The 26,770-nt window shown below is 51.3% G+C and carries 24 protein-coding genes and 1 pseudogene; 18 read left to right on the top strand and 7 right to left on the bottom strand.

Annotated elements, in window-relative coordinates:
• Window position 1 precedes the first annotated feature (1 nt).
• Together H511_RS0112105 and H511_RS24440 are read left to right on the top strand one after the other, a co-directional pair.
• Entirely contained in the window at window positions 2-763 is a 762-nt protein-coding gene (locus H511_RS0112105) for a metallophosphoesterase (protein WP_161446744.1), read from the top strand.
• 135 nt (window positions 764-898) lie between these two features.
• A complete protein-coding gene (locus H511_RS24440) occupies window positions 899-1,051 on the top strand; it encodes a DUF2256 domain-containing protein (RefSeq protein WP_081669265.1) in 153 nt (50 codons plus the stop codon).
• On the opposite strand, the gene H511_RS0112100 is transcribed toward H511_RS24440, so the two are convergent.
• The 3 genes from H511_RS0112100 to H511_RS23280 form a co-directional block, all read right to left on the bottom strand.
• Window positions 1,038-1,742, bottom strand: a complete 705-nt coding sequence (locus tag H511_RS0112100) for an SDR family NAD(P)-dependent oxidoreductase (RefSeq protein WP_036759493.1) — start codon at window positions 1,740-1,742, stop codon at window positions 1,038-1,040. The two genes, H511_RS24440 and H511_RS0112100, sit on opposite strands and share 14 nt — an antisense overlap.
• Window positions 1,743-1,831: 89 nt before the next feature.
• Window positions 1,832-3,163, bottom strand: a complete 1,332-nt coding sequence (locus H511_RS0112095) for a DUF2252 family protein (RefSeq protein ID WP_051288115.1) — start codon at window positions 3,161-3,163, stop codon at window positions 1,832-1,834.
• 235 nt (window positions 3,164-3,398) lie between these two features.
• Window positions 3,399-4,334 (bottom strand): DMT family transporter, encoded by a 936-nt coding sequence (locus H511_RS23280; protein WP_051288113.1) that lies wholly within the window; start codon window positions 4,332-4,334, stop codon window positions 3,399-3,401.
• 469 nt (window positions 4,335-4,803) lie between these two features.
• Here H511_RS23280 and adhP point away from each other — a divergent pair, with 469 nt between their 5' ends.
• From adhP to H511_RS24435, 12 genes and pseudogenes are all read left to right on the top strand, one after another.
• Complete coding sequence (gene adhP, locus H511_RS0112085) at window positions 4,804-5,817, top strand: alcohol dehydrogenase AdhP (protein ID WP_027252528.1); 1,014 nt, start codon at window positions 4,804-4,806, stop codon at window positions 5,815-5,817.
• 160 nt (window positions 5,818-5,977) lie between these two features.
• A complete protein-coding gene (efpL, locus tag H511_RS0112080; RefSeq protein WP_027252527.1) occupies window positions 5,978-6,550 on the top strand; it encodes an elongation factor P-like protein EfpL in 573 nt (190 codons plus the stop codon).
• A 188-nt stretch (window positions 6,551-6,738) separates the two neighbouring features.
• Entirely contained in the window at window positions 6,739-7,236 is a 498-nt protein-coding gene (locus tag H511_RS0112075) for a hypothetical protein (RefSeq protein WP_027252526.1), read from the top strand.
• Between the two features lie 346 nt (window positions 7,237-7,582).
• Window positions 7,583-8,380, top strand: a complete 798-nt coding sequence (locus tag H511_RS0112070) for a transporter substrate-binding domain-containing protein (protein WP_027252525.1) — start codon at window positions 7,583-7,585, stop codon at window positions 8,378-8,380.
• 79 nt (window positions 8,381-8,459) lie between these two features.
• Complete coding sequence (locus H511_RS0112065; RefSeq protein WP_027252524.1) at window positions 8,460-9,407, top strand: amino acid ABC transporter permease; 948 nt, start codon at window positions 8,460-8,462, stop codon at window positions 9,405-9,407.
• A gap of 19 nt (window positions 9,408-9,426) precedes the next feature.
• On the top strand, window positions 9,427-10,152 hold the full coding sequence (locus H511_RS0112060) for an amino acid ABC transporter ATP-binding protein (RefSeq protein ID WP_027252523.1): 726 nt from the start codon (window positions 9,427-9,429) through the stop codon (window positions 10,150-10,152).
• Window positions 10,153-10,438: 286 nt separating this feature from the next.
• Window positions 10,439-12,625 carry a methyl-accepting chemotaxis protein gene (locus tag H511_RS23275; RefSeq protein ID WP_051288112.1) on the top strand — a complete coding sequence of 729 codons (2,187 nt, stop codon included), beginning with the start codon at window positions 10,439-10,441 and terminating at the stop codon, window positions 12,623-12,625.
• 77 nt (window positions 12,626-12,702) lie between these two features.
• A complete protein-coding gene (locus H511_RS0112050; RefSeq protein ID WP_027252522.1) occupies window positions 12,703-13,443 on the top strand; it encodes a 5-oxoprolinase subunit PxpA in 741 nt (246 codons plus the stop codon).
• Window positions 13,440-14,138, top strand: a complete 699-nt coding sequence (pxpB, locus tag H511_RS0112045) for a 5-oxoprolinase subunit PxpB (protein ID WP_027252521.1) — start codon at window positions 13,440-13,442, stop codon at window positions 14,136-14,138. Before H511_RS0112050 ends, pxpB begins: the two co-directional genes overlap by 4 nt.
• Window positions 14,120-15,046, top strand: a complete 927-nt coding sequence (locus H511_RS0112040; RefSeq protein WP_027252520.1) for a 5-oxoprolinase subunit C family protein — start codon at window positions 14,120-14,122, stop codon at window positions 15,044-15,046. The genes pxpB and H511_RS0112040 overlap by 19 nt, the downstream gene beginning before the upstream one ends.
• A gap of 52 nt (window positions 15,047-15,098) precedes the next feature.
• Window positions 15,099-15,659, top strand: coding sequence for a gamma-glutamylcyclotransferase family protein (locus H511_RS0112035; protein WP_027252519.1), 561 nt, complete (start codon window positions 15,099-15,101; stop codon window positions 15,657-15,659).
• A pseudogene (locus H511_RS24435) lies at window positions 15,652-15,891 on the top strand (hypothetical protein); the annotation flags it as partial. The gene H511_RS0112035 and the pseudogene H511_RS24435, both read left to right, overlap by 8 nt.
• Here the strand turns inward: H511_RS24435 and H511_RS23270 are convergent.
• Entirely contained in the window at window positions 15,868-16,593 is a 726-nt protein-coding gene (locus H511_RS23270; protein WP_051288111.1) for a DUF3108 domain-containing protein, read from the bottom strand. The pseudogene H511_RS24435 and the gene H511_RS23270 overlap by 24 nt on opposite strands.
• Before the next feature lie 535 nt (window positions 16,594-17,128).
• On the opposite strand from H511_RS23270, the gene H511_RS0112025 reads away from it, so the two are divergent.
• Window positions 17,129-17,347 (top strand): hypothetical protein, encoded by a 219-nt coding sequence (locus H511_RS0112025; protein WP_027252518.1) that lies wholly within the window; start codon window positions 17,129-17,131, stop codon window positions 17,345-17,347.
• Between the two features lie 168 nt (window positions 17,348-17,515).
• Complete coding sequence (locus H511_RS0112015) at window positions 17,516-17,992, top strand: DUF2947 domain-containing protein (RefSeq protein ID WP_027252517.1); 477 nt, start codon at window positions 17,516-17,518, stop codon at window positions 17,990-17,992.
• Between the two features lie 84 nt (window positions 17,993-18,076).
• On the opposite strand, the gene H511_RS0112010 is transcribed toward H511_RS0112015, so the two are convergent.
• Window positions 18,077-18,868: a pirin family protein gene (locus tag H511_RS0112010; protein ID WP_036759594.1), complete on the bottom strand. Its 792-nt coding sequence runs from the start codon at window positions 18,866-18,868 to the stop codon at window positions 18,077-18,079.
• Window positions 18,869-19,044: 176 nt separating this feature from the next.
• On the bottom strand, window positions 19,045-20,703 hold the full coding sequence (locus H511_RS0112005; RefSeq protein WP_036759492.1) for a VRR-NUC domain-containing protein: 1,659 nt from the start codon (window positions 20,701-20,703) through the stop codon (window positions 19,045-19,047).
• A 222-nt stretch (window positions 20,704-20,925) separates the two neighbouring features.
• Here H511_RS0112005 and H511_RS23265 point away from each other — a divergent pair, with 222 nt between their 5' ends.
• Window positions 20,926-22,401, top strand: a complete 1,476-nt coding sequence (locus H511_RS23265; RefSeq protein WP_051288109.1) for a bifunctional NUDIX hydrolase/phosphatase PAP2 family protein — start codon at window positions 20,926-20,928, stop codon at window positions 22,399-22,401.
• A 187-nt stretch (window positions 22,402-22,588) separates the two neighbouring features.
• Window positions 22,589-25,648 (top strand): D-2-hydroxyglutarate dehydrogenase YdiJ, encoded by a 3,060-nt coding sequence (gene ydiJ, locus H511_RS0111995; RefSeq protein WP_027252514.1) that lies wholly within the window; start codon window positions 22,589-22,591, stop codon window positions 25,646-25,648.
• A 59-nt stretch (window positions 25,649-25,707) separates the two neighbouring features.
• Here the strand turns inward: ydiJ and H511_RS0111990 are convergent, their stop codons facing one another.
• Window positions 25,708-26,562 (bottom strand): UDP-2,3-diacylglucosamine diphosphatase, encoded by an 855-nt coding sequence (locus H511_RS0111990; RefSeq protein ID WP_027252513.1) that lies wholly within the window; start codon window positions 26,560-26,562, stop codon window positions 25,708-25,710.
• Window positions 26,563-26,770: the final 208 nt, after the last annotated feature.

Genomic DNA, 26,770 nt, shown 5'->3' with positions numbered 1-26,770 from the left:
CATGCACGAATACCTTCAGCTCGACCCCCATTACGACATTTATTTTCTGTCTGATCCGCACGGACAGTACGCTCTGCTGCAGGATGTACTGAAGGAGGTGGGGTTCCGTTATCCGCTGGATGGTGAAATCCGGGACCGGCTGTTCATTCTGGGCGATATGATAGATCGTGGCCCGGATTCTATGGCGATATTGAAAGCCGTGCAGGATTGCCCGGCGATTTATGCCATTCAGGGAAACCATGAGCAAATGGCGTGCAGTGCCATGAAAGATAATGCCGACAGATCCCTATGGATCATGAATGGCGGTCGCTGGCATGAAGATGTTGCTATTGCTGATGTCAGAAAAATGCTGGATTTCGCGGCAAACTTACCACTTTGCTATACCCTGCAGATCAACGGCCACCGAATTGGTCTTGTGCACGCTGCCGTGCCGGCACCCTGTGACTGGCAACAGTTTACCCAGTGCTGTAATGACCGTACTCTGAGCAAGGAAGATCAATATTATGCAGTCTGGGACCGGACTGTTTTTACCCATGATGAACATAGTGTCGTATCCCACATTGATGCGGTGCTGATGGGGCATAACATAGTATCAGGGCTGAAAGCTAAGGTCAGTGGCAACCGGGTTTATATTGATGGTGCGATGTCAATGGGAGACAGAGGTCTGTTGCTGAAATACCGCCGGGGAGGTGAAGTGCTGGGGTTGTTTCAGGTATTCTCCTTTCTGCGGGAAGAATCGACGGATGGCTTAATGTGGATTTAACGGCACGATCTTGCAGCTCAGCTATCCCAAAGCGCAGCCAGCTTCCGCAATAACAGTTAAATTAACTAAGCCGGCATATTCTGTAGGGACATAGTGAATCCTGTTCAGGTGATCCGGCATGTTGGAGGGGAGGTTATGGCAGGTTGCCATTTACCTGTAAAAATGTGTTTTCACTGTCACAGGCCCTTTACCTGGCGCAAGAAATGGGCAAATTGCTGGCAAGATGTGAAATATTGTTCTGAGCGCTGTCGTCGCAATAAACACAGACAAAAGATTACCAATCAATAACAGTGCCGTCGTAAGCCAGAAATTGGCCGGTCTGAGCCGGTGTCAGCGATTCAATGATTTTTATCAGGTCGCTGGCAACACGGTGAGGAGGAAACAGTTTACCCGCAGGCACATTGTGCTGAAACGGCTTGGACAGTGGTGTGTCCGTCGTGCCGGGATGGAGTGCCACGACACAGCTTTTGGGTATCGTGCGTTGCCACTCAATACTGATAGATTTCACTGCCATATTGAGTGCGGCTTTGGCACAACGGTAGCTGTACCAGCCACCCAGCCGGTTATCACTGATACTGCCAACCCGGGCAGATAAGACAGCCAGACGTGGAGAAGGGCTGCGTTTGAGTGCGTGGGTGAAATGCTTCGCCAGTAATAGTGTCGGTAGCGTGTTGATGCGGATCATCTCTGCAAATGCTGCGGCTTCAAATTGTTGCAGGTTCTTTTCTGGCTTTAGGTTATCCGAGTGTAATTTGCCTGTCGTATTAATGATCCAGTCTATTCGTGCTAACTTGCGGGCCAGTTCGGTGACGTCTTTTTCGTCAGTGACGTCAGCACGGTGCCACTGAACGCGGCAAGTATTTTCAGGTGGCGGGGTGAGATGCCAAAGGGCATTGACATTCACAGAGTCAAGCTGGCTGAGTATATCCACCATCGCATGACCAATGCCGCCGGTTCCGCCTGTAATCAGGATATCCATAACCTCTTTCCTGCACCTGTTGTTTGTGATCATGTCTCGCCTGACTGCTTGAGAGACAGAACGGGCTGCTGAGGGAGAGAGACGAACCTTTATTTTTCGAGTAACGCACAATGGATTTTATAATCCTCAATAACCTGCTCACTGTATTGCTGGCAGGCGGTAATTAATGCGTCCTCGTTACCGGGCGGGCTTTCGAGCATGAACTGTTCGAAACGCACTGAGCGCCTGTCGCCGCGAGAATGGGCCAGCGCTAAGGCCTCGCCACAGGCGGAGGCATACTGGCAAAAGGCGGTGCAGGGATCTTTGTCATTTAAGACCAGATCTTCGGGTTTGACCGACAAACGCGCATGGTGCCGTGAGCGAACCAGCCAGTGTTTATCCCGCCAGATAACCTCGTCCAGTAAGAGATCAGGCCGACGCTGCATAAACCGCTGGCAGTCAGCGGTCAGATGCGCCGGATTGAGCGAGTTGACGGGACTGATATCAGGGAACGCGTATATGGGGGCAGCCTGACGCTGTTGTTTCACTTCAACAATATGACACAAGGGTAAGTCATCGATACTCCTGACGTCGTTCGGGCCAACCAGAAAATAATAACGCCCGACATTGTTCGAGCCAGTTCCGGCATCAAGACGGATCACTATATCGAGTACATCATCATCCAGATACGGCCGGAATCTTGTCTCCGCCTCCTCATACTCAGCAGCATCAATACGCTGGTATTTTAACGGTTTGTCAGCAAAGCGAAGCCTGCCATCTTCAAACGTGGTGGATTTGGCTAGCTGGCTTTTACTCAGAAAATCTTTTCCGCCAGCGGCGCGCTTAGTGGCTTTGCGGCAATATTTATCAAGCACATGATCATCATCGAATTTTTTCAGGACATTGTATCTGGCATCGTTGTCTTCAATGACATGCTGCAATGTTTTTAAGTATGCCGACAGAAATGCTTCACAGGCTTGATGGATGTCGTCTTTATTAACGGCGTTTAAATCGTCGTCGATAGCCAGCTCTTCTGTGAGATAGCGCCCTTCGAGTAACCCGCAGCCGAAATCGCTGGCCAGTGCCAGACTGGTCAGGTAGCGGGCCAGATCCCAGACACCGTATCCGACACAGGCATCATCAAAATCGTTAGGAGAGAAGATAACCTGATCACCTTGTGATCCTTCTTCAGTCAGAAAGCCAAAGTTAGTCAGGTGGCAGTCACCCATGATGAAAGTCTGACCCGGTTTGGCCAGCAACAAGTCGGGCAGTACCAATACTCCCTGAGCCAGATCAGCATAAAACAGTTGTGCAGTGCCGCGGAAGAACTGGAACGGGCTCCAGGCCATTTTCTGGTGTTTGTTGAGCGCAATAGCGGCGTTAGGGACTACGCCGTCAATAAGCTGGATTTGTTGGCACAGGAACTCGCGTCGGGTTGTCATAAGCATCTTCTGGATTGGTGGCTATACCATTACCAGTATTGTTGATGATGAAAAGAAATCTAGCTGAGGGGACAGGTTTGTGCTCAATAAGCCGATGCCGGTTGCATTTTGCTGTGCTGAGACGGAGCAGCAGCGTGTTTGTGAAAAACACCTGGCAGCCAGGATATCAGTTTGTTTTATTTGATATAAAAATACCGCCCGAATAATTCAGGCGGTATTTTTTGATTACTTGAGATTATTTTGCCAGTGCTTCTTGTTCTGGTTTGGCAACAACGGCATTTGTGCCGGGTGAGCCGCGGCGGATCATCACTGTCATCGATAACAAGACGGTGACTACGCCATAGCTGACTTCTTCCCAGGGAACCAGATTGCCGGTGAACCGGTTAACCAGCAGTACCAGCACAGGGATCAGATAGGTATAGGCCGATACCTGTTCAGGAGCCAGCGCGACACTGCCCTGCTGGAACAGGAAGAAACTGATAGCTGTGGCGAACACCGCCAGATACCCGATACCCAGCCAGATATCAGCCGGAATTTGCGTCCATTGCACTTGCACCAGTTGTGGTGCAATGGCAACAGTCAGCAAGCCTGTTGCACAGATCAGTGTCCAGCAGGTCAGGTGGATGAAAGATTCGCCCCGATAGCACTTTTTGACAATGATCGGATTGAGCGCCATCCCCAGACAGCCCAGCAGATAAATTTTGTTAGAGGCTGTCATTGCGATAGAACCGGCAGCGCTCAGATCACCTCGGAAAATAATCAGACCGGCACCCAGCATACCGCCCAGCAAAGCCAGCGTGACAGACATTGAGGTACTGCGCTTGAACACGAACGCAGCCAGAATGGCACTCATTAACGGCACAGTGGTGTACAGGGCACTGGCGTCCAGCGGGCTGGTGTCGCGCAGCGCAATAAACATGGCAACAAAATAGCCCAGTGCCGGCAAGCTGATCAGCGTGTATCGGCCCAAATCTTTCGCAGAGGGGATACGGAACTGTCTTTTAGCAACCAGAACCCCGACAAACAGCAGGCTGGCCAGCAGATAACGTACCCAGGTCACTACGAGCGGATCCATGGAAGCCATAATATAGCTGCCAATCGGGAATGACAGGCTAATCAGCACAGTGAAGAAAAATAACTTCAGATGTGAAATTTGGTTCAATGACAACATTCAACTTCTCTATGACTAAGATTAACTCGAAAACCAGAGCATTTAACCAAAACCTGACCCTCAAGACAAGAAATTTTGACCCGAAAGTTAAACAAATAACTGGCAATATTAGTTGCCAGCTGTGATCTGCATCATCATGTTTGTTGTAAATTTACAACGTAATGACTAAAACAGGCTATCAGCGGGTCTGTGGTACGGGATGAAATCCACTCGGCAAGCTTGGGTTTTGTTCTGATAAACAGGCCAAATGCCTGATGATGTTGCGGTATCTCGCAGGAACACGTTTCTGTCATCAGGCGGAAGAAAGTAAAACGCGTATCAGGGCCCATCGGCTGGTGTCTGCACTCACACTTTTGTCTGTCCGGACAACAAAACATTATTCAATTGGATGGATATTGATCCAGATCTATAAACAGGTTGAATTTTTCACCAACAATGGTTGTTCAATCACTCGTAAGGAGTCGCAGTCATGAAAGCCGCTGTTGTGAATGAATTCAAAGGGAAACTGGAAATCAAAGATATTCCCCTGCCTGCTGTCAAACCCCGGGACATACTGGTGAAAATTCATGCCTGTGGGGTGTGTCATACCGATTTACATGCTTGTCACGGCGACTGGCCGGTGAAACCCAAAATGCCTCTGGTGCCTGGCCATGAAGGGGTCGGCGAAATTGTCCAGGTGGGCAGCGAAATCCATCATCTCAAGATAGGTGACCGGGTGGGTGTGCCCTGGCTGTATTCGGCGTGCGGTCATTGTGAGTATTGTTTGTCCGGCCGCGAAACCTTATGCCTGGATCAGCAAAATGCCGGTTATTCTGTCGATGGCGGCTATGCCGAGTACTGCCTGGCTCATGGTGAGTATGTGGTGAAAATTCCGGACGGGCTGTCTTATGTTGATGCCGCGCCTTTGTTCTGCGCGGGGGTGACTACCTACAAAGCGCTGAAAGTGACAGAGGTCAAACCGGGCCAGTGGGTCGCCATTATCGGTGTAGGTGGTTTGGGCCATTTGGCGGTGCAGTATGCCAAAGCCATGGGAATGAACGTCATCGCGGTGGATACCGGCGCCGAGAAAATGGCCCTGGCGAAAGAACTGGGCGCTGTGCACTGTATCGATTTCATGCAAGAAAAACCGTCAGAAGCGATTCACCGGCTGGTGGGTGGCGCGCATGGTGTCGTGTGTACGGCAGTGTCCAAGCCTGCGTTTGAAGAGACTTACCGCTCGGTGCGGCGTGGTGGCAGCTGTGTGCTGGTGGGCTTGCCGCCGGAAGACATGCCGATACCTATCTTTGATACCGTACTGAACGGTATTAAAGTGATTGGCTCGATTGTCGGTACGCGTCAGGACTTACAGGAATGCCTGCAATTTGCCGCGGAAGGCAAGGTGAAAGCCATTACTGAAGTGAAAGCGCTGGAAGACATTAACGAGATTTTCGATGAGATGATCAAAGGGGAAATTACAGGCCGGATTGTGATGAATCTGGCGTAAGCGCCCAGTTATAACCGGGTTAACCGGCCGCTTTGCTTTCTCCTCAGGCAAAGCGGCTATTTTTCTTTGAAAAGCCGCTCTTTTTTCTGCGTTGCCTACTTGTCTTCATGCCGTTTCGTGCTATTTTCTCGCGACAAATGTCTATCTGGAGTTTATGACTATGCCTAAGGCAAGTGATATTAAAAAGTCTGCAGCGATTGAACACGAAGGTAAGGTGTATTTTGTTAAAGAAATCAACAAGCTAACACCAAGTGGCCGCGCCGGTAACAGCCTTTACCGCATGCGTATGTATGATGTGGCAACCAACGCGAAAGCGGATGTGAGCTTCAAAGCCGATGACATCATCACACTGGCAGACTTTAGTCGCCATGCCGCCTCTTTCTCTTACATTGACGGTGAAGAGTATATCTTCATGGACAATGAGGATTACACCCCGTATCACTTCCACAAAGATGTGATTGAAGAAGAGTTGCTGTTCATTACTGAAGATATTCAGGGACTGCATGTGCTGGTGGTTAATGGTGCGCCGGTTGCGCTGGAATTGCCGTCTACAGTTGATCTGGAAATTGTAGAAACTGATCCTTCAATCAAAGGAGCCTCTGCCAGCGCCCGCACAAAACCTGCTGTGCTGAGCACAGGTTTATCGGTACAGGTGCCAGAATATATTGCTACCGGTGATCGCATTCGTGTGAATACACTGGAACACAAATATATGAACCGTGTAGAGAAGTAAGTTTCTCTGCATTGTTGGAAAAAAGCCGCAGCAAGATGTGCGTCCCGAATGTCGGACATTTTTGTTATGCGGCTTTTTTTGAGCGGCCTCCCAGTATATTTGCTTCAATTTGCACTGCTCTTAACTATCGTTAAGCTATGCAACACACTTTTATCTGCTGACCCGGCTTCTGTTTCGGAAGAGTGAATATGAAAAAGGCACTGTCCAGCCTCATTACTTTGTTTATGCTTCAGGGTTGTGCCGGATATGTGGGAGGCGATCTGGAAGATGTCGTTGTTGATACCTATCTTGATCAATGCCGGTATACGCCAGCCTATTATGAAATGAAAGTATATACCGATGCGGTGAATGACTACGCGGATGAAAACATTTCCGGTATTATTTCGACTTACACCTTAGGATTATTTCCGACCTACTGGTTGTCTGAAGTGAACAGTAAAGTCACGATCGAAGCTAAAGGTAAAGAGGTGTATGCCAGAGAAGATGTCAGTCGTATTCACACATTCTACGGGATTTTATGGCTGCTGTTTTTAAGTGATGACAGCGTGAATGCGCTGCGGGCGGACGAAGGTTCAGGCCTGCGTGTTATTGAAGGCATACAGGACAGGGCAGTGGCTAAAACACTGAATGAAATGCCTGACAGCATTGATATTAATGAACTGTGTGTCACATATCTGGATTTATAATTTTTTTGCTTATCTGTCTGTTATATCGGTAGGTTCTCCTGTTATCTGTGGTGTTAAATTTGTTAATAATGAGCCCACTGTCAAATAATCGACTAAAATATCATCCATTGTAATTGGCTGTGACTTCCGCAATCTGTGCTGCTTACTAAGGCGCTGACCTTAATTTAGTGCTGATTAATGCGTAGATAGTGTTTATTTATGCCGTCAATCGACTTAAGGCTGAATTTTATCCTGATTGTTTTCTGTTCAATCTCAATTGAGTTTGCAAGATTTAATTTGCTATAACCATCCTCGTATCAGTTCGATACATCAGCATTTTGATAACGATAAGGATACAAGGATGTCTATGCGTAAATTCGTAAGCCGTGTTGTGGCAGCCTGTGCATTGTTAGGCACGTCAGTGTCTGCCACCGCTGGCCCGGTAATGGATGATATTGTTAAAACCGGCGAACTTCGTGTGTGTTTTGACGCAGGTTATATGCCGTTTGAAATGAAAAGCAAAAACGGCTCTTTTGTTGGTTTTGATATTGATATCGGTAAAATGATGGCCCGCCAGATGGGGGTGAAATATGTGCCGGTCAACACAGCCTGGGACGGTATTATTCCTACTCTTCTGACCGGTAAGTGTCACATCATCAATGCGGGTATGACCATCAACGCGCAACGTAATATGCGGGTAAACTTCGCAGAACCTTACATCATTGTGGGTCAGACTATTCTGCTCAATCCTGAGCTTGAAGGTAAGATCAAAAGCTACAAAGATCTGAACGACAGCAAATACACCATTGCGACTAAGCTTGGCACCACAGGTGAGCAAGCGATCAAGCGCATGATCAGCAAAGCGAAGCTCAATGTGTTTGAAACCCAGTCTGATGCCGTGCTGGAAGTGGCAAACGGCAAAGCGGATGCTTTTATTTACGACATGCCGTTTAACGCCATTTATGCCTCGCAGAACACAGGCAAAGTGGTTCACCTTGAGCAGCCATTCACCTATGAGCCATTAGGCTGGGCGGTCGCCCAGGGCGATATGGATATGCTGAACTTCCTCAATAACTTCCTGCGCCAGATCAAAGGCGACGGAACCTACGAGCGAATCTACGACAAATGGTTTAAAGACAACAGCTGGCTGAGCCAGGTGCAATAAACCCTGATAACGGCTGGCCGCTGAGCCAGCCGTGCGTTCCCGCTGTTTTCTCATTCCGACACGCCTAAGGAAGAAGTATATGATTAGGACGTCTAACCGGTGGCTCTGGCAAACTGTCTTTGTTGTCATCCTGGCGCTGCTGATGACGGGGCTGTACCAGGCTTCGCAAAGCATCAATTACAACTGGCAATGGCACCGTGTCTTGCCATTTATTGTGGATACCACCCCTAAAGAGTTCAGGGCGCAGGGTGATGGTACGGTGCAGATTAACGCTGACAACTCAATTACCATCAACCTTGACTACAGTAATGTGCCTCAGCAGATCCCCGCTTATGATACCCGCCGGGTGCAGCAGGGCGATCTGGTTTTTGAAGGCGATGTGGTGGCAAGCAGCGATCAGTGGACGATCGGTCCGGTCACGCTGGGCTTGTGGGTGACCCTGAAAATCTCGGTGCTCTCACTGTTCTTCGCCATTATTCTGGGCCTGATGGCCGGATTGATGCGGATATCGCATAACCCTGTAACCAAAAATCTGGCTTTCCTGTACGTCGAAATTATCCGTGGCACACCGTTACTGGTACAAATTTTCATCGTGTACTTTTTCCTGGGCACGATTTTCGATCTGGAGCGTTTTACCGCGGGTGTGGTGGCACTGTCCATTTTCACCGGCGCTTACATTGCGGAAATTATCCGCGCCGGTATTCAGTCGATCCCGCCAGGGCAGATGGAAGCGGCCCGTTCACTGGGCATGAGTTACCCCAAGGCGATGATGTATGTCATCCTGCCACAGGCTTTTAAACGCACGCTGCCGCCGATGGCGGGCCAGCTGATTACGCTGATCAAAGACTCCTCTCTGGTATCGGTGATCTCTATTACCGATTTGACCAAGGCCGGCCGCGAGGTCATCAGCGGCAGTTTCGCCACGTTCGAGGTGTGGTTTGTGGTGGCAGGGCTGTATCTGCTCCTGACGACCAGCCTGTCGTGGGCCGTACAGCGAATTGAGAAGAGGTTGGCGAGCAGTGACTAATACATATCAGGGCGACGACATGATAGTCGCCGACAAGGTCAATAAAATTTACCCCAATCTGTGCCATGCACTGAAAGATGTCAGTGCAACGGTGAAACGTGGTGAGGTCGTGGTCATCATCGGGCCGTCTGGCTCGGGTAAATCCACGTTTCTGCGCACGCTGAACCAGCTGGAAGTGATCACCTCAGGGCAGATTCAGATTGATGGCATGGACATGTATGCCAAAAGCACCAATATCAACGAATTGCGTGCCAACGTTGGCATGGTCTTTCAGTCGTTTAACCTGTTTCCCCATAAAACGGTGAAAGGCAATGTGATGCTGGCACCGCAGAAAGTCAGGGGACGCACGAAAGCGGATATCGAACCGGAAGCCGAAAAACTGCTCAGGCGGGTCGGCCTGGCGGATAAAATGAATGTCTATCCGTCGCAGTTATCCGGCGGCCAGCAGCAGCGGGTTGCCATTGCCCGGGCTCTGGCTATGCAGCCGGATGTGATGCTGTTCGACGAACCCACCTCCGCGCTCGACCCCGAAATGGTTGGTGAGGTGTTGGATGTGATGAAAGATCTGGCTGCAGAAGGCATGACCATGGTGGTGGTGACACACGAAATGGGCTTTGCCCGTGAAGTGGCCGATCGGGTGCTGTTTATGGAAGACGGTGAGTTGCTGGTCAGTGATTCGCCCGAGAATTTTTTTGATGCGCCCAAGCACCCCCGGCTGGCCCAGTTCCTGTCAAAAATTCTCTAGCAGGCACACATTTCTCTTAACCTGTGTAAGACCAGAGGCAGACTCAGTGAGTCTGCCTTTCTATTTCTACAATCTTTTTGGTTCCACCATAAAATCATGGTATTGCACCCTAAAGATGCAGGTTTTTCCTTGTTGAACCTTATTGGTGCGTGAGTTGTGGGAATATTGAGCATTTCCCGTCTGTGACAATCGATTTCAGTGGCACTGAAATTGCAGTAAGTCGATATAAAACAATAAGTGACGACACACACGACACATAAAATGCGAGATGCAGGGAGTTTGCACAATGGATTTGTCCGCTCAGGAAAAACATTGGTTACCCGTTTGGGGGCGTACGGGAAAACTGGCAATGCGACGGGCTTGCTGGCTCAATCGCAAGCGGCAGGATGATTTGCAACAAACCTTCACCAGTGTGGCACTGACACGGGTGAGAATTTTAGAAACCTGGGTGGAGAACCAATGGCTGTTCTTGCAGGATGCGGCCTTGTACCTGGCCACTAAACCCGAGGAAGAACGTGATGACGCGTTGCGCAGGCTCAGAGGACGGGCGGCGCACTTCTCTGAGTTGTTTATCACTGACAGCCATGGCCTTGTCAGCACCTCGACCCATCAGAGCCACAAAGGGAAAACGCTGGTGGTGCAGAAAGCACTGCAGAACGGGCTCAGGGCGCGTTTTCTGCACGGCCCTTATGTTGATCCGGTCACAGAGCGGCTGGGCCGCACCACCTCCTCATTTCATGATGCGGTGACCCTGATGTTCTATCAGCCGGTAACTGTCACGCTGGCAGACGGCAGCACTGAGGTTCAGGAGTGTTTATGCGCCAGGCTGCCCAATGATGTCATCAGTGATTTAATTCAGCGCGAAGCCGGGCACATCTATCCTGAATCGGGTGATAACTATATTTTTATGGTGAACTCTGCGTTTGATCCGCAATTGCTGCCGGGCACGGCGCTGTCACGCTCACGTTTTGAAGACGATACCTTTTCCCACGGCGAAAACCTGAAATCCGGTATTCATACCCAGTACGGCACGGTTAAGGTCAACCGCCATACTGAGTTTGAGATCCGCTTTACCGATCCGGCCACCGGAGAGCTGCATCCGGGGGTCAGGGAAACCATCCGGCACGGGCAAAACCTGTTCGTGTCCTATCCCGGTTATTCAGACTATCGCCACATTCCTGTGATTGGCAAAGGGGTGACCTTTCAGCTGCCGGGCTCGCCGGATCGCTGGGGTATGATGTGCGAAGCGGACCTGGAGGAAGTGTATCGTCACCGGTCTTTGCATTACCGTCTCAGCAAAACCTTTTTGATGTGCAGCGCGGCCGCGATTTTCTTCCCTATGCTGATGAGCGTGACTCAGGGGCTGGGCCCCTTTGCTCAGGCGGGTCTGGGCGCACTGACCGCCTTGCTGAGTTTACTGGTATTTCGCCTGACGGCTTCTGGCCCGCTGGTGAAGCAAATGCAGGAAATGACGTCAGTGATTCAGGCGCTTGCGGAAGGCGACGGAAATCTTCAGCAGCGATTGAATGCCGAGCGCTTTAAACCCGATGAAACCGGTGAGATGGGGCGCTGGATCAACAGCTTCATCGACAATCTGGACGGGGTGATCAGTGAAATGATACACGCGGCAAACGAAGTCCGGGAAGTGAGTGAGTCCATGCTTCGCCGTTGTGAGCGGATGGACGGCGCGGCGAATGACACCTCAAGCGCGATTGCAGCGATGTTGAATCTTGCCGGTAGCCAGCAGAGCGATATCAGCTCTGCATCTGTGTCGGCGCATCAGATGCAGGATGTCATGCACCTGGTGGTGGTGGAAGCGGAGCAGGAGTACCAGCAGGCGTTAGCCAATACCAACAATATCAAAGGCGTTGTCGAGCGTTCAGCACAGAGTGTGAATGGGGTGAACAATGAAATGAGCCAGATTGGCGATATCGTAAAACTGATCACCGATATCACGGCGCAGACCAATCTGCTGGCTCTGAATGCGGCGATTGAAGCGGCGAGGGCCGGCGATCATGGCCGGGGCTTTTCTGTGGTGGCGGATGAAGTGCGCCAGTTGGCAAGCCGCACCTCAGAGGCGGCCAACCATATCGGTTCGTTAATGGAGAAACTGCGCCTTGAATCGGCTGTGGCCGTGCAATCGATGGAGCAGGGTATCCGGGATGTGGAGCAGAGCACAGTCGTGATTGATGCCGGAGCGCGCAACCAGCAGATGCGGCAGGCGGTTGAAGCCATGTTTGAGGTGATCAACCAGCTGGCAGGCAACAGCGAGCGCCATCACGACACGGCACAGGCCGCTCAGCATTCTACTGAGCTGCTGACCCGCTCATCACAACAGCTCAGTCGCCGTACCGTGCTGGTTCAGAATGCCATTTCCCGGTTGCGCCAGATGGCGGACAGGTTCGAAGTCAGTTCAGGCGCAGATGTCAGTCGTGTGCCTGATCGGTTGCCGGGTCACAGAACAAATGGGTGAATGGCGGTGAATCTTTGACAAACTCGTTATAATTTAATCAGGTAGGATGATGACATGAACGAGTGCTAAGGATTCGCATGAAACTGAACTGTGATATGGGTGAAAGTTACGGAAGCTGGCAAATGGGTGATGACAAGGCGGTCATGCCCTGGGTGGATATGGCAAACATTGCCTGCGGCTTCCATGCTTCTGATCCGGATATAATGTCTGATACCGTGGCCTGTGCGGTGGCGCATCAGGTGGCGGTAGGTGCGCACCCGGGTTACGACGATAAGCCGGGGTTTGGCCGGCGCAGTATTCCGCACAGTCCGGCGGCCATCACCCATCTGGTGGCCTACCAGACCGGCGCCCTTGACGCTGTCTGCCAGTTGCATGGCACCAGCGTGTCTTATGTCAAACCGCACGGCGCGCTTTATCATGACATGATGGCCAAACCTGAGGTGTTGAACGCCATTCTGCAGGCGCTCGCCGCCATGAACCGCCTGCGGTCATCACCGCTGAGTCTGATGGTGCTGGCCAGGGCTGATAACCGCGAGACCGAAACCGCTGCGCAGGTATTCGGTGTGCCCTTGCTGTTCGAAGCCTTTGCCGACCGGGCATACGATCAGGCAGGCAATCTGGTCGCGCGCAGCCAGCCGGGGGCCGTGCATCATGATCCGGCCAGAATTAAGCAGCAGGCCATGGAGCTGGCTTCAGGCACAGTGACCACACACAGCGGGACGATCCTTGCTCTGCATGCCGACACCCTGTGCGTACACGGAGACAACCCGGAATCGATTGCTACCATCGCTGACATCAGAAAGGCGATGGCATTATGATCCGTTTTGATTCCGTGTCCGAAACCTGCCTGATGGTCCATCTGGCTGATGAGATAGATCTGAGCCTTACCCCCTTGATAGGAAGGCTGGTCAGCCAGCTCCAGGCTGATTTTCTGCACCAGCTGATTGAGGTTGTACCTTCTTACACTTCTATCCTGATCCATTTTCACCCGGATCAGATTACCGAGCGGTTGCTCAGGGAGCGTATCAGCCTCTGCCACAGCCAGTGGCAGGATAAGCCTGTGTCGGCGGTGGGGAAGGTGATCGAACTGCCGGTTTATTATCATCCCGAGGTCGGGCCGGATCTCATTGCTCTGGCAGAAGCCAAAGGGCTGAGCGTGGAAGAGGTGATTGCGCGGCACAGCCAGCAAACCTATACCGTGTGTGCCATAGGTTTTGCGCCGGGATTTGCCTTTCTCGCCAGTGTTGATGAAGCTATTGCCATGCCGCGTCATGCCGAGCCCAGATTAAGCCTTGCGCCGGGCAGTGTCGGGATAGCCGATCGTCAGACGGCCGTCTATCCGGCGCAGTCACCCGGCGGCTGGCAAATCGTAGGTAACTGCCCCAAGCCATTATTCAACCCTGAACGGGAGCCGATGACGCCTTTCACTGTCGGCGATCAGGTACGCTTTCAGCCCGTGGATCGCTCAACCTTTAAGTCGCTGGGAGGTAAAATATGGCCACACTGGAAGTAATACGGCCAGGTACGCTGACACTGGTTCAGGATACGGGGCGTCTGGGCGTTGCCAGTCAAGGCCTGAGCCAGGGAGGTGCTGCGGACATGCATGCATACTGCTGGGCCAATTACCTGCTGGGCAATCCGATGGACTGCGCGCAACTGGAGATCACTCTGGGCCAGGCCAGCTTTAAAGCGCACGCCGATATTGAATGTGCTCTGACGGGGGCGGACATGCAGGCCAGTCTGGATGGCGAGCCGGTTTATACCTGGAAGACCTTTATGATGCGAAAAGGGCAGACGCTGCAGCTTGGCTATGCCCGTTCAGGGCTGCGCGCATATCTGGCTGTTCAGGGCGGTATTCACACGCCCAGCGTGCTCGGCAGCCGATCAACCGTTGTGCGAAATCAGATAGGCGGCGTGGAAGGGCGGCCTTTGCAAAAAGGCGACAAGTTACCGATTCTGGCCAGCTTAGTGCGCCATAGTCCGCGTTATGTACCGCCTCGTTTCATTCCCGATTATGACAAGCCGATTGAACTTCATCTGCTGGCCTCGTCTCAGTGGGATTATTTTTCACCAGAGGCCCGGAACCAGTTTTTCGATAACCATTACCATGTAAAGCCGGAGAGCGACCGGATGGGATGCCGTCTGGAAGGCAATGCCATACTCGGTGGCCCGCCGGGTATTATCTCTGAAGGGATTGCGCTGGGGGCGGTGCAGATCCCGCCCAATGGTCAGCCGATTGTGCTGCTCAACGACCGGCAGACGTTAGGTGGTTACCCTAAGCTAGGCTGTGTTGCCAGAATCGATCTTCCCCGGCTGGCGCAGGCACGACCCGGAAAAGACATCCGATTTATTCGTGGCGATTTGGTATCATTGCGAAAAGCCTGGCAGCGTTTCTCGCACTTTTTCGGGTTGCCATATTAGGCAACCCAGAGCGGCCAGGCCGTTAATCCGGTAAATTTCGAGGGAGGAAACCATGTTTATCTTCGGCTACGGTAGCTTAATCAATCGCGCGTCACGCCAGCTGACCGGGCAGACAGGACAGGCCGTCCCGGCTGTAGTAGAAGGCTTGCAGCGCCATTGGGGCAAAGTCGATGGCAGTTATGCTATCTCGCCTTTGGTCGCGTCGCTGGGCGAAGGCCGTTGTAACGGCGTGCTGCTGAAAGTGGAAGATAACACACTGGCGCATTTCGATCGCCGGGAGCGGGGTTATTCTCGTGTGGAAGTGGATCCGTCACAGATCACTCACAATGGCATCCTGCAATTTGATGCGCCTGTCTGGGTGTATGTGAAAGCCAATCCGGCGCCTCCCTGCGCCAATCAACCTATCATGCAGACTTACGTGGACACAGTGCTGGCGGGGTGCCTGAGCATTTCCGATGCGTTTGCAAAGACGTTTGTTGAAACCACGTTCGGCTGGCATCATCCGCTGGAAAATGACCGCGGGTCACCGAAATACGGCAATCTGGCCGGGGTGGAAGATGTGCATATTCCTGTGATTGACCGTTTGATATCTCCGGCCCGGATTCATGGCTAAACCCGGTAAGAAAGGACCGGACACCACAGTTGAGATTGTCTGCAGCCAGTGCCGCACGCGTCTGTTTAAGTACCGCAAAGGGGGAAAAGGGGCGTTGGTGAAGTGCTTCAAAGAAAGAATTGTGAAAGATTTTACGCATTTGCCCTGCCAATGCCCGAATTGTGAGCAAGTGTTTGCCCGCGATACCCTGATACGCGGCACGCCCCGGCTATTGCTGGCCGGCGGCGGTGTTGACTGTTATCCCATCAGGATTATTGCTGAAATAACTTTGCGGGCAGATTTCCCGTTTCGTGCGCAGTACGGCTTTCAGATCTAAAATCTTACGTTTATAAGTGCCGCGAACCAGTTGATAGTCAAGTTCAGGTGAGAACCAGAGTTTGACTTCCCGGTCGGGCTTTTTAATTTGCTCAACCCGTATGGTATCGACATTGCCGTAATTGGTTTGCAGCTTTTCTTTACCTGCGACTCTGAAAAAGTAGTGATTCACTTCGTCTGATTCCTGCATCTTGAAATCAAAGGTCTGTTTTCCCTGAATCAGGTTCAGCCGCATCTGGCTGGCAACGGCTTCTGCATCCAGCAGCGGCAGGTCATTACTGTCGAAGCTGAATTTCTCACCATCAGTGGTTATGTCAGAGCGGGTGCCGTCCTGATTGAAGCTGCCACGGGTTTCACCATCAAGTAGTCCTGTGATATTTCTGTGAAAAGATTGCGTGAGAAACGAGTTTTTAATGTCGGACCAGACTACACGGGTTTGCTGCTGATAATGGGTTTTCGCCACTATGGCCGACAGACGGCTGGTGGACTGGATATCAACGCGTTGATTGTCTTGCCAGCTTAACTTGCGTTCGAAATAGCCGATTTTATGGTTACCGTAGAAGAGATCGTAGGTCAGCGTTTTGACGCACTGATGCCACTCAGCGGGTGGGGAAGCCATAAGATTAGAAGATGCCAGACAAAGCGGCAGCAATGCAGACAGAGTAAGTCGTTTCACGAAACCTCCCCAATGGTACATAGCCAGATAAAAAGGCCTATTTAAGCGTAACCAATATGTCTGGTTATGTTAATTGAACTGTGCAGGCAATCCATAGATGAGACACTTATTTTTAACCGGTTGCACGGATGACTGCTACCGGTGCACGGTAAGTGGCTGGTTTTCCGGTAAAGCATGCCTGATAAAGTGTCTTTGCAGCATATCTGATTTATGAAGTTTTTATGTCATTTCTCAGTCAGTAAATTCAGTGGATTAGCGTATATGTTAAGTGTAGCTGGCAAGACAACAGCCGGTACGGCTGCATAATTGGTTGATTTCTGGTAAGTCATTTCATCTGTCATAGCAAAACAGTGTGACATCTTGATGTCGGAAATTTGACGCTTTGCGGATGGGAACCTATGTTTTATGGGCCCTTGAGGTACATAGCTTGGCATAAAGAGAGCATTGTTAAGGTTCAATCCATGAACAGGAGGACAGGATGAAAAAGGCAAATGGTGTCTATCGGCTGCAAATAATAAAGGAGGTCGCGATAAGAAAGCAGCTTGAAGGCAGCAGTGATCCAATGGCAAACCATATCCACCAGTTACTGGAATCCAGATCGCCGGATTCCCACAGCGAAGAGACACACCTGTTCAGTGGTAATCACTATGATGACCAGGCGGGTGGCTGGGTCAGCAATTTCTGGAACGCTAAATAACCGGAGTGAGTGACGTGACCGGGTCAGGCCTGCTGGATCTGACCCTTGTCGGCTCCGGGAGCAGCCCGGCGATGTTCACCGATAATATTTCTCATTGATAGCCGGGTTCTGGCATCATAGCCTTATCTGCGGTACATTTCCCGGTCTCACTTTATTCTGAATCAGATAATGCATTACATCGACATCAACACTTATCCCCGTAAATGGATTTTCACGCACGCTTCTATGCCGGTCCCGGCTGAGGATCTGGTACAGATTAAGCCTTTGTCCCAGGCCAGATCGGCCACGTTATGGCGCGAGCACATCAGCAGCCAGAGCCCGGATTCGGATCACTTCGGCAAGGGTGACTGGGCCGGCGAGGATAAAAACTGGACAGAGACTGTCGAGTGGCAAGCCGCGTGGGATGACGATGAACCGGCATTACCAGAAGCGTTAGCGGACTTCCTTGACTGGGAAGACAATACTCCTGTCTATTTTTGTTATGAAAAATATAACCTGATTGAGACAAGTTGGGGGGTGTTTAAGCGTAACTGGAAAAACTTCCTGTTTTTTGATGACGGCCCCTTACTGATTGCCAGAAAGAAAACCCAGGCAGTGTGGTTCCACTCCAACGGTACCTGCAAGATAGGCCACAGAAGCGCTTAGATAACAACGCACAGAGAAAAATACATCAATCAAAAAGTGGGCGGGCTGTACCAGTGTTACAAACAGCGAACATTGGCGGCCTGTTCAGGAACTGATTTCAGAACCTACTTTGCCGACCATCAGTTTAGTGATCTTGTCACAGGCCAGATGCATATTTTCCTGGTTGGAATGTACCGAAGCCCCGGAGCTGAGCAAAGGTTGTTTGAGCGGCTGGCCTAACACCAGAAATAAGCGGGCCCCTTTTTGGCTGGTTTTGATACGAATTGGTAAAGTGGACGGTTTCAGAAGCCCCATTTGCTGCGGATAGAGCTGGTTTGCCCCTATGTAGACCGACCCTGAGCGCAGATAGACAAAACCGGCGACCAGCTCTTCATCCGGCTCCCAGTACCAGTCGCCGTAAGGTGAAATCATAATATCCAGGTAAGTCACAGGTATGCTGGACGCTATGGGGCTGGTGGCCTCTTTGTACCGACCGATAAGCACCTTGGTTGTCGCATCCGTTTCTTCTACCAGTGGCAGGTTCCGGGTGCACACATACTGGCTGGAGGCATCGGCCATTTCCTGCTCCCCGGCAGGCAAGGCAGTCCAGAGCGCGAAGGATTCAGCACGACCGCCGAGAGGCTGCATGGTATCTTTGTGAACGACGCCGTTGCCGGATGTCATGATCTGAAGATCGCCCGTTTGCATGGTCACTGTGCAGCCGCAGGAGTCGATATGATGCAGGGTGCCCGTTACCGGGTAGCTGAACGCTTCAATGCCGGAATGGCCGTGATAGTCGAGCCCGGTTTCCTGTTTGATGCCATTGGCGTCAAAATGATCCCAGAGCACAAAAGGATTAAGTTCAGCAAGGTTATCGCGGTAAATATAAGCAGTCATGGGCCCGGATTTCCGACCGTAGCGGACTTTATTAATTATTCTCGTCGCTTGCATGATCGCCACCCACTTTTCTGTACTTCTTGTGATTAGAGCTTAGCTTATACTGACAGTAAACGACTATTTGAACCCTTTTGTTTTCTAAAAATTGACGTCATTTTTACCATCCTTGATTCAGTTCACATTTGCCAGACAACATGGCTCACTCTGGCCTCCAGTCCCAGTTGCTGAAACAGTCGCAGCCAGCGCTTCTGATTGGCCTGCAGGGTATCACCCGGCCCTTTCACTTCGACCCATTGAATATGCCCGTTCCTGAACATTACTAAGTCAGGCTGGCCGCTGCGATTATGGCGTGGATCGAACAACAGGCGCGACAACATGGCATACAGTTGTTCACCGTTTAAGCAAGACACAGTCTCCTCAACCAGCGCTGGCGTCAGAATGGCCCAGTTCACCCAGTCGTTAGTGATCCCTTGCTTTTGCTGAAAAACAGCCAGCCAGTTGTGCCAGCTTTCTGTGCGGATAGCATTGAGCCGGGCTGTGAGCATGTCTCGCCGGCGCTCAGAAAATTCACTGTGGTACATATCGCGGGGCGCTCGCTGAAAAGGGTTGAGAAAGGCCCCGGCAACAGGGGCATAAATAATGTCCCAGAATGCCAGGCCAAATAACCCGCATATCAGGGCATTTTCGGTGTAATGAACACGCCATCCTGCTTGCCGGTAATGGTTAGCAACGGCTAACTCGACACGTTCTCCACTGACCTCCAGTGTGAGTGTCTCCAGCGTAAAATTGTCTTTGGTTGCCTGTGTCACCGGCAGGTTCAGGGTACGGCTGAGTTTATACGCCAAACGTTGTCCGACTTCGGCTTCTTCTTCATTAAAGGGCGTTGACAACATTTGCTGGCTGATGGCCAAAGCGGTTGGGTGGCGCTGCAGTCTTTCCAGTATCCGTACCCGGCGTTCCCGGCTGGGCGGCAGCGCACTGTGATTAAACAGATACAGCGCCAGATCATATTCGCCAAGGCGCTCAAGATCCCGGGCAATCCGGTTGAATAATCGCTGTCGACGCCGTTCCAGCGGCGGCCATGCACAGGGGCCGGGCAAGCGACGGACAAACTGCCGCACTGTCTGGGCATCTTTGCTTAGCGATAGCTGTTCGTATTCGGCCGCTAAGGCTTCAAGGGACAGCCACTCCAGTATGTGCTGTCGCTGCTGAAACAGACGGGTTGTCTCATCTATCTGATAATTTTCAAAGAGATGCAGACCTAAATCAGTCAGTACAAACTGGCTTAAATCCTGATACTGGTTGCCGAAAAACAACAGTAAGAAGGTCGTCAGATGCGCCTGATGTTCAACATGGACGATGGATTCGTTGAATACCGATATGTCCGGTGACGTGGCGAGTATGGCTGTGATGAGATCCGCTTTTCTGGCCTGCTTTACTGGCCTGGCGGAGGTGTACACTGCAGGATAGCGCTCATTGCTGAAGATCTTAAGCAGTTCCGGTTTGGTGAATACATCCAGTATTTCATCCACCGGCCAGCTTGCTTCATTGCAGGTAACAAATGTGTTGCTCAGAAGCTCCTCAATGGCACTTTCTCTATGCCGGATTTCAGGGTAGCTGAGTTTACTGACGCGAAAATATCTGCCCTTGCGGGACAACATTCGGATATACAACTGTCTGGCATCGGGCGTAAGCCGGAAGTAAGTATTCAGCCACCAGTGCTCGCTGTGGCTCAATAAGTCATGATATTGCTGCCGGACGCTGCGCAGCAGGAGATCAAAGTTGTGGCGGTAATAATCCGGTGCCAGCACTGGTGGTGTATTTTGAGTCATCATTGTCTTAATAGCTTATTGTATGTGATGTATTGTGGGAATGTCTCACATTGCCGTAAAGCTCAGATACCGGAAGCAGTAGAATGAAATTAACATAACGTCATCATTTATGGGTTTTTAATGGTCGCATATACTGCATATTAATAAACTTACCACAGGTAATAGTTTAAAAATGAAAGGTTTTCAGTGATCAGACAGTGTGGTCTTTTTCCGTCTGCTTTTATCATGCTCGCGCTTAGCGTGTTCACTTCTCTTTTTGCTGTTCACTCGCGGCATGCGCATGCCGGAGAAGCGAACAGCCAGCGCGTTGTTTCTGTTAAACCGCATGACGAACAGCCGGCCAATCTTGTTGGGGCAGCCTGTGTTATCAGGCATGGCAAGCAGATGGTTATGACGTCTGAAGTCATTACTCGGAAGTTTTCCATTCCGGGCGGTTATATTGACAACCAGGATACTGCCAGTGAGGCAGCCAGAAGAGAGGCACTGGAAGAAACGGGAATACACGTAGAAGTGGTTAAGCTTTTGCAGTACAGGGACAGAGCCGCCATATTTGCTTGTGTGGCGACACAACCGATTCTGGTTGCTGAGCAAAAGGAAAGCGCTCAGCGTCAGCAGATTGCATCCTGGCACGCGGCGGATTTCAGCCGGGAAGTGAAAGCTGTGTACCTGATATCACCCCTGTCTTTGGTGTCTGCTGAGTATCGCTATCCTGAAGATACGGCCTTGTTATATCAGTGGATGATGGAAACGCCAGAAAGCGAGGTGGTTTTTTTTACCGACATCAGTGACCGGGCAAGTGTATTACATCAGGCAGAACTGGTGGTGATCACGGCTTTCAAGAACTGGGGTAATGCCCTGCCGGATGCTGCAAAATCCGTGCTGGACAGCCTGATGTGGCTGCTGAATCTTTCCGGTGAATACTGGTTTGTGTTCTTGCTTATTGCTGTTATTGCTTCGGTCGCCGGGCCGGGGACGATGTTGCCGTTACTTGCCGCTACTGTGATTACCATCCTGGTCTCAACGTGCCTGAAACAGGTTTTCTATTTACCGCGTCCATTTTATCTGGTGCCGGGATTGCAAAACGGCGATGCCTATGGATTCAGTTTTCCGAGCGGGCATACCTTGTTAGCCACTGTGATCTGGGGAATGTTCTGGATCAAACTGTGCGCAGGAAAATCACGGCTTCGCGCCGGGTCGGGCTTGTTGGCGGTTGCTGTCCTGATCCTGGGGCAGGCGTTGGCCCGTGTTTGGTTTGGTGTACATTTTATTTCAGATACCGTAGCGGCAATCGTCATTGGCATTCTGTTGCTGATCCTGTTCACCAGGCTGTTCACACCGACCGCCATAAGGGGGAAGGCGATCTGGCTGGGTATTGCTGTCCTCACCGGTGTGGCGGCCGGTTTAACCTTGCTGCCTGCTCACACCTATCTGTTTGCCATCTCACTGGGGGTGTTCCTCAGTCTGGATGCCTTACCCAAAGAAAGTCTGACGCTGTCTGTGCCCCGGCATATTGTAGTGGCTCTGGTACTGTTGGCAGGATCCGGTGCGATCGTTTACTCCTTTGCTGTGATGGCCAATGCCTCTACGGTCAGCCTTATTATTCTGGGAATGCATGCAGCCGGTGCATTTTTACTGGCGGTATGGCTGGTGGCGGGTTCATCATTGATGCTGAAGTTACTGGCTGCCCCGGAAACGGCGTAGTGAAGCCGTCCCGCTATGCTCGCGGGTAAAGCAAACAGAAACCTGTCAGTAAGCAGTGTCTGGTACTTTGTTTCATGACTTGAGTGCGGTAAAGTGAGCGCAAACGATTATATCAAACAGGCATAATTGTCTGGATTAATATGGAGCCAGTGAAAGCAGGATAGCCTAAAACTGGACAAGGAGAGCAATGTTACCCGCACTGACGTTTGAGAACAGTATCGATGACATCGTACTGTCGTATCTGGATGCGCTGGAAAACGCAGGATTTTCCGGCGATGTTGAACGCACCTATGCCAGCCGTCTGGCTGTCGCAACCGATAATAGTATTTATCAGCAATTACCTCAGGCTGTCGTTTTTCCTAAATCTGTGGATGATTTGGTGCTGGTCGGAAAAGTGGGCCAGCAGCCCGCTTTTCAGCAGGTCAGTTTTTCTCCGCGTGGAGGCGGTACCGGGACTAACGGTCAGTCGCTGACACCGGGTATCGTTGTTGATCTTTCGCGTCACATGAACCAGATTCTTGAGATCAACCCGCAGGAAGGCTGGGTCAGAGTGCAGACCGGGGTGGTCAAAGATCAGCTCAACGACGCACTTCGTCCTCATGGTTATTTTTTCTCCCCCGATTTGTCCACCAGTAACCGGGCGACTATTGGCGGCATGGTCAATACGGATGCGTCCGGCCAGGGATCACTGCAATACGGTAAAACCTCAGATCACGTACTGGCACTGAAAGCGGTACTGGTTGATGGCTCAGTGCTGGATACCGAACCTTTGACGCAAGACGGGCTGGCCCGGATCGCACAGCAACAAGGCCAGGTCGCTGAAGCTGTCGGTGTGGCAGCGAAAGTGTGCCGTGAAAAGCGTCAGCAAATTCTGGACAAGTTCCCGCCGCTGAACCGTTTTCTGACCGGTTATGATCTGAAAAATGTGTTCAACGACGCGCTGACTCATTTTGACCCGGCGCGTCTGCTGTGTGGCGCCGAGGGTTCGCTGGCCTTCATTGCCGAAGCCAAACTCAATATTACCCCTATCCCTAAAGCCCGGGCACTGGTAAATATTAAGTACGACAGCTTTGATGCGGCGCTGCGTAATGCGCCTGTCATGGTGGAAGCCCAGGCACTGTCCGTCGAAACCGTGGATTCAAAAGTCCTTAATCTGGCCCGGCAGGATATTGTCTGGCATACCGTCAGCGATTTGATCACCGATGTGCCGGGTAAGGACATGCAGGGTATCAATATTGTTGAGTTTGCCGGTAATGATGTCGAATTGATTAAACAGCAGGTGCAGCAGCTGAGCGAGCGCCTGGAAAATTTAATCGGTCAGCAGGGGATTATCGGTTTTCAGGTCTGTGACGATCTGGACAGCATCAACAAGATCTACAACATGCGCAAAAAAGCAGTGGGCTTGTTAGGGGCTGCCAAAGGCTGGCAGAAACCAATTCCTTTTGCCGAAGATACCTGTGTCCCACCGGAAAACCTGGCTGATTTCATTGTTGAGTTCCGCCAGTTGCTGGATGAGAAACAGCTGCATTACGGCATGTTTGGTCATGTGGATGCCGGGGTACTGCATGTGCGTCCTGCACTGGACATGTGCGATCCGGCGCAAGAAAAAATGATGAAGGAAATCTCCGATCAGGTGGTGGCGCTGGTCGCCAAATACGGTGGCCTGATGTGGGGTGAGCACGGTAAAGGCTACCGTTCGGAATACGGCCCTGAGTTTTTCGGTGAAGAGCTGTTTACTGAACTGCGCCGCATCAAAGCGGCCTTTGATCCGCACAACAGACTGAATCCGGGTAAGATCTGTACGCCATTAGACAGTGATGCCGAACTGGTGAAAGTCGATGGCCTGAAACGTGGTTATTTTGACCGCCAGATCCCGGTCAAAGTCAGAGACAGCTTCAAGCAGGCGATGGAATGTAACGGCAACGGCTTGTGTTTTAATTACGACACCAGCTCCCCTATGTGCCCGTCGATGAAAGTCAGTGCCGATCGCCGTCACTCGCCGAAAGGCCGGGCCGGACTGGTTCGCGAATGGCTGCGTTTGCTGGCCGATCAGGGGATCGACCCGGTCAGGCTGGAGCAGGATTTGATGGAAAAGTCGCCGACGGTGAAGCAAATCATCGATCGCTTCCGCAATACCTTCGGACCTCAGCGTAAAGCGTACGATTATTCGCACGAAGTGATGGAAGCCATGAACGGCTGTCTGGCGTGTAAAGCCTGTGCCAGTCAGTGTCCGATCAAAGTGGATGTGCCGAGTTTCCGTTCGCGTTTCATTAACATGTACTACAGCCGTTATCAGCGTCCCGCCAAAGACTATCTGGTTGGCTATGTAGAAAGCTATCTGCCGGTGATGGCCAAAGCCCCGTCACTGGTCAATGCCGTAATGCGGCCCGGCTGGTCAAAATCTTTGACGGCGAAAGTGCTCGGCTATGTGGATATGCCTGAACTGTCAGTGCCGACGCTGATGCAGGGACTGGCGGGCAGCCATGCAACCCGGTTTGATCTGCAGTGGCTGCAGGCTTTGTCTCAAGAAGAGCGGCAGCAGTATGTGCTGATTGTGCAGGACCCGTTCACCAGCTACTACGATGCGGAAGTGGTGCGCGACTTTGTCCATCTGATTGAAAAGCTCGGCAAGAAACCTATGCTGGTGCCGTTTAAACCCAACGGCAAGGCGCAGCATGTTAAAGGTTTCCTGCGTCAGTTTGCCAAAACAGCGAAAAACACCGCCGACTTCCTCAATCAGCTGGATGAGCTGGGCATGCCTATGGTCGGTGTCGATCCGGCCTTGGTGCTCTGTTATCGCGATGAATACAATGAAATGCTGGGTGATAAGCGCGGTGATTTCAAAGTATTGACAGCCCATGAATGGCTGACGCCATTACTGAGTGAAATAGCCGCGTTGGAGCCCCGTACTGACAGTGAGTGGTACTTGTTTGCCCACTGTACCGAGAAAACCAAGATGCCAAATGCTGAGAAAGAGTGGGCGGCAATTTTCCGTCACTTCGGTGCCAGCATGAAAGCCGTTTCTGTCGGTTGTTGCGGCATGGCGGGGACTTTTGGTCACGAGAAGGATAAGCTGGAGACGTCAAAAGGGGTGTTCAATCTCAGCTGGCAGCCGAATCTGGCGCAGTTGGATGGCGACCGCTGTATGGCAACGGGCTATTCGTGCCGAAGCCAGGTAAAGCGTTTTGAGCACATTAAAATGAAACACCCGGTTCAGGTGTTATTACGTTTGGTGAGTACAGCCTGATAGCAGGCTGTCTGCAATAAACGCTGTTACGGCGGAGTGCTCAGGCCTCCGCCGTTTTTTCAGGCCACTTTTTCTTTCTGCTTCTCTTTTTGTTTCTCTTTCGCTTTCTCTTTGTCAAACAGGCTGGTGATCTGAGGATTGATCTTAAACCGTTCCGTGCTGTCGAGGCATTTGGCCTGTTCCGTCCATTGAATCAGTTCGATCACGCCGTCATGGTGCTCGGCCAGAAAGGTGCAGTTTTCAATCCAATCCCCGTCATTCAGGTATACGATGCCGTCCTGTTCGGTAATTTCCGGATGGTGTATGTGGCCGCAGACAATGGCATCGACGTCTTTGTGTTTGGCCATAGTGACAGCGGCATGGCGAAACCTGGCAATCGCCAGGTTGGCTTTTTCGACTTTGCTCTTGAGGTAACTGGCCAGAGACCAGTATGGTTGCCGGGTTAAGCGGCGGTAGTGGTTTAACCAGCGATTTAAGAATAACAGGAAATCGTACCCGGCATCGCCCAGTAAGGAGGTCAGTTTGCTGTGGCAAACCATGCTGTCGAATTCATCGCCATGAAGAGCCAGAATGCGGTTGCCGTTTGCGCTGGTGTGGATGTAGTTGTGTGCCAGTTCAACATTGCCAAGATTAAACTGAATAAATTTGCGGATGGCTTCGTCGTGGTTACCCGGAATATAGATGATCCGGCATCCCTGATCGGCTCGTTCCAGTAACAGGCGGACAGCTTTGGTGTGGCTTTCCGGCCAGTGAAACCGCGATTTCAGCGACCAGAGGTCAACGATGTCACCAACCAGTATCAGGGTATCGGCCTGATAGCGGGATAAAAAATCTAACAGATAGTCGACTTTACAATCTCTGTTCCCTAAGTGTATGTCTGATAACCAGAGTGTACGGTAGGTGTGTTTTCCCATAGTCGATTTAACCCTTATATCAAGGTCTCAGTGTCAGAAATAAGACTAATTTTCTAATATGACATTCGGGTGTCGTATCGGTGACTCCTTCATTGCAATGAAACGACCGTAAAATGTTACGACATACGGCTATCTGACAATTAGGCTGCGACAGGTATCCGGCGATTAAGATATAATCGCGGACACTCATATTTTGACCGTTGTTTTA

Origin of the sequence: Photobacterium halotolerans DSM 18316, from assembly GCF_000425165.1 — a bacterium.
Classification (GTDB): Bacteria; Pseudomonadota; Gammaproteobacteria; order Enterobacterales; family Vibrionaceae; genus Photobacterium; species Photobacterium halotolerans.
The sequence above is the reverse complement of the archived record's forward strand: the minus strand, read 5'-3'. Positions and strand labels throughout refer to the sequence as shown.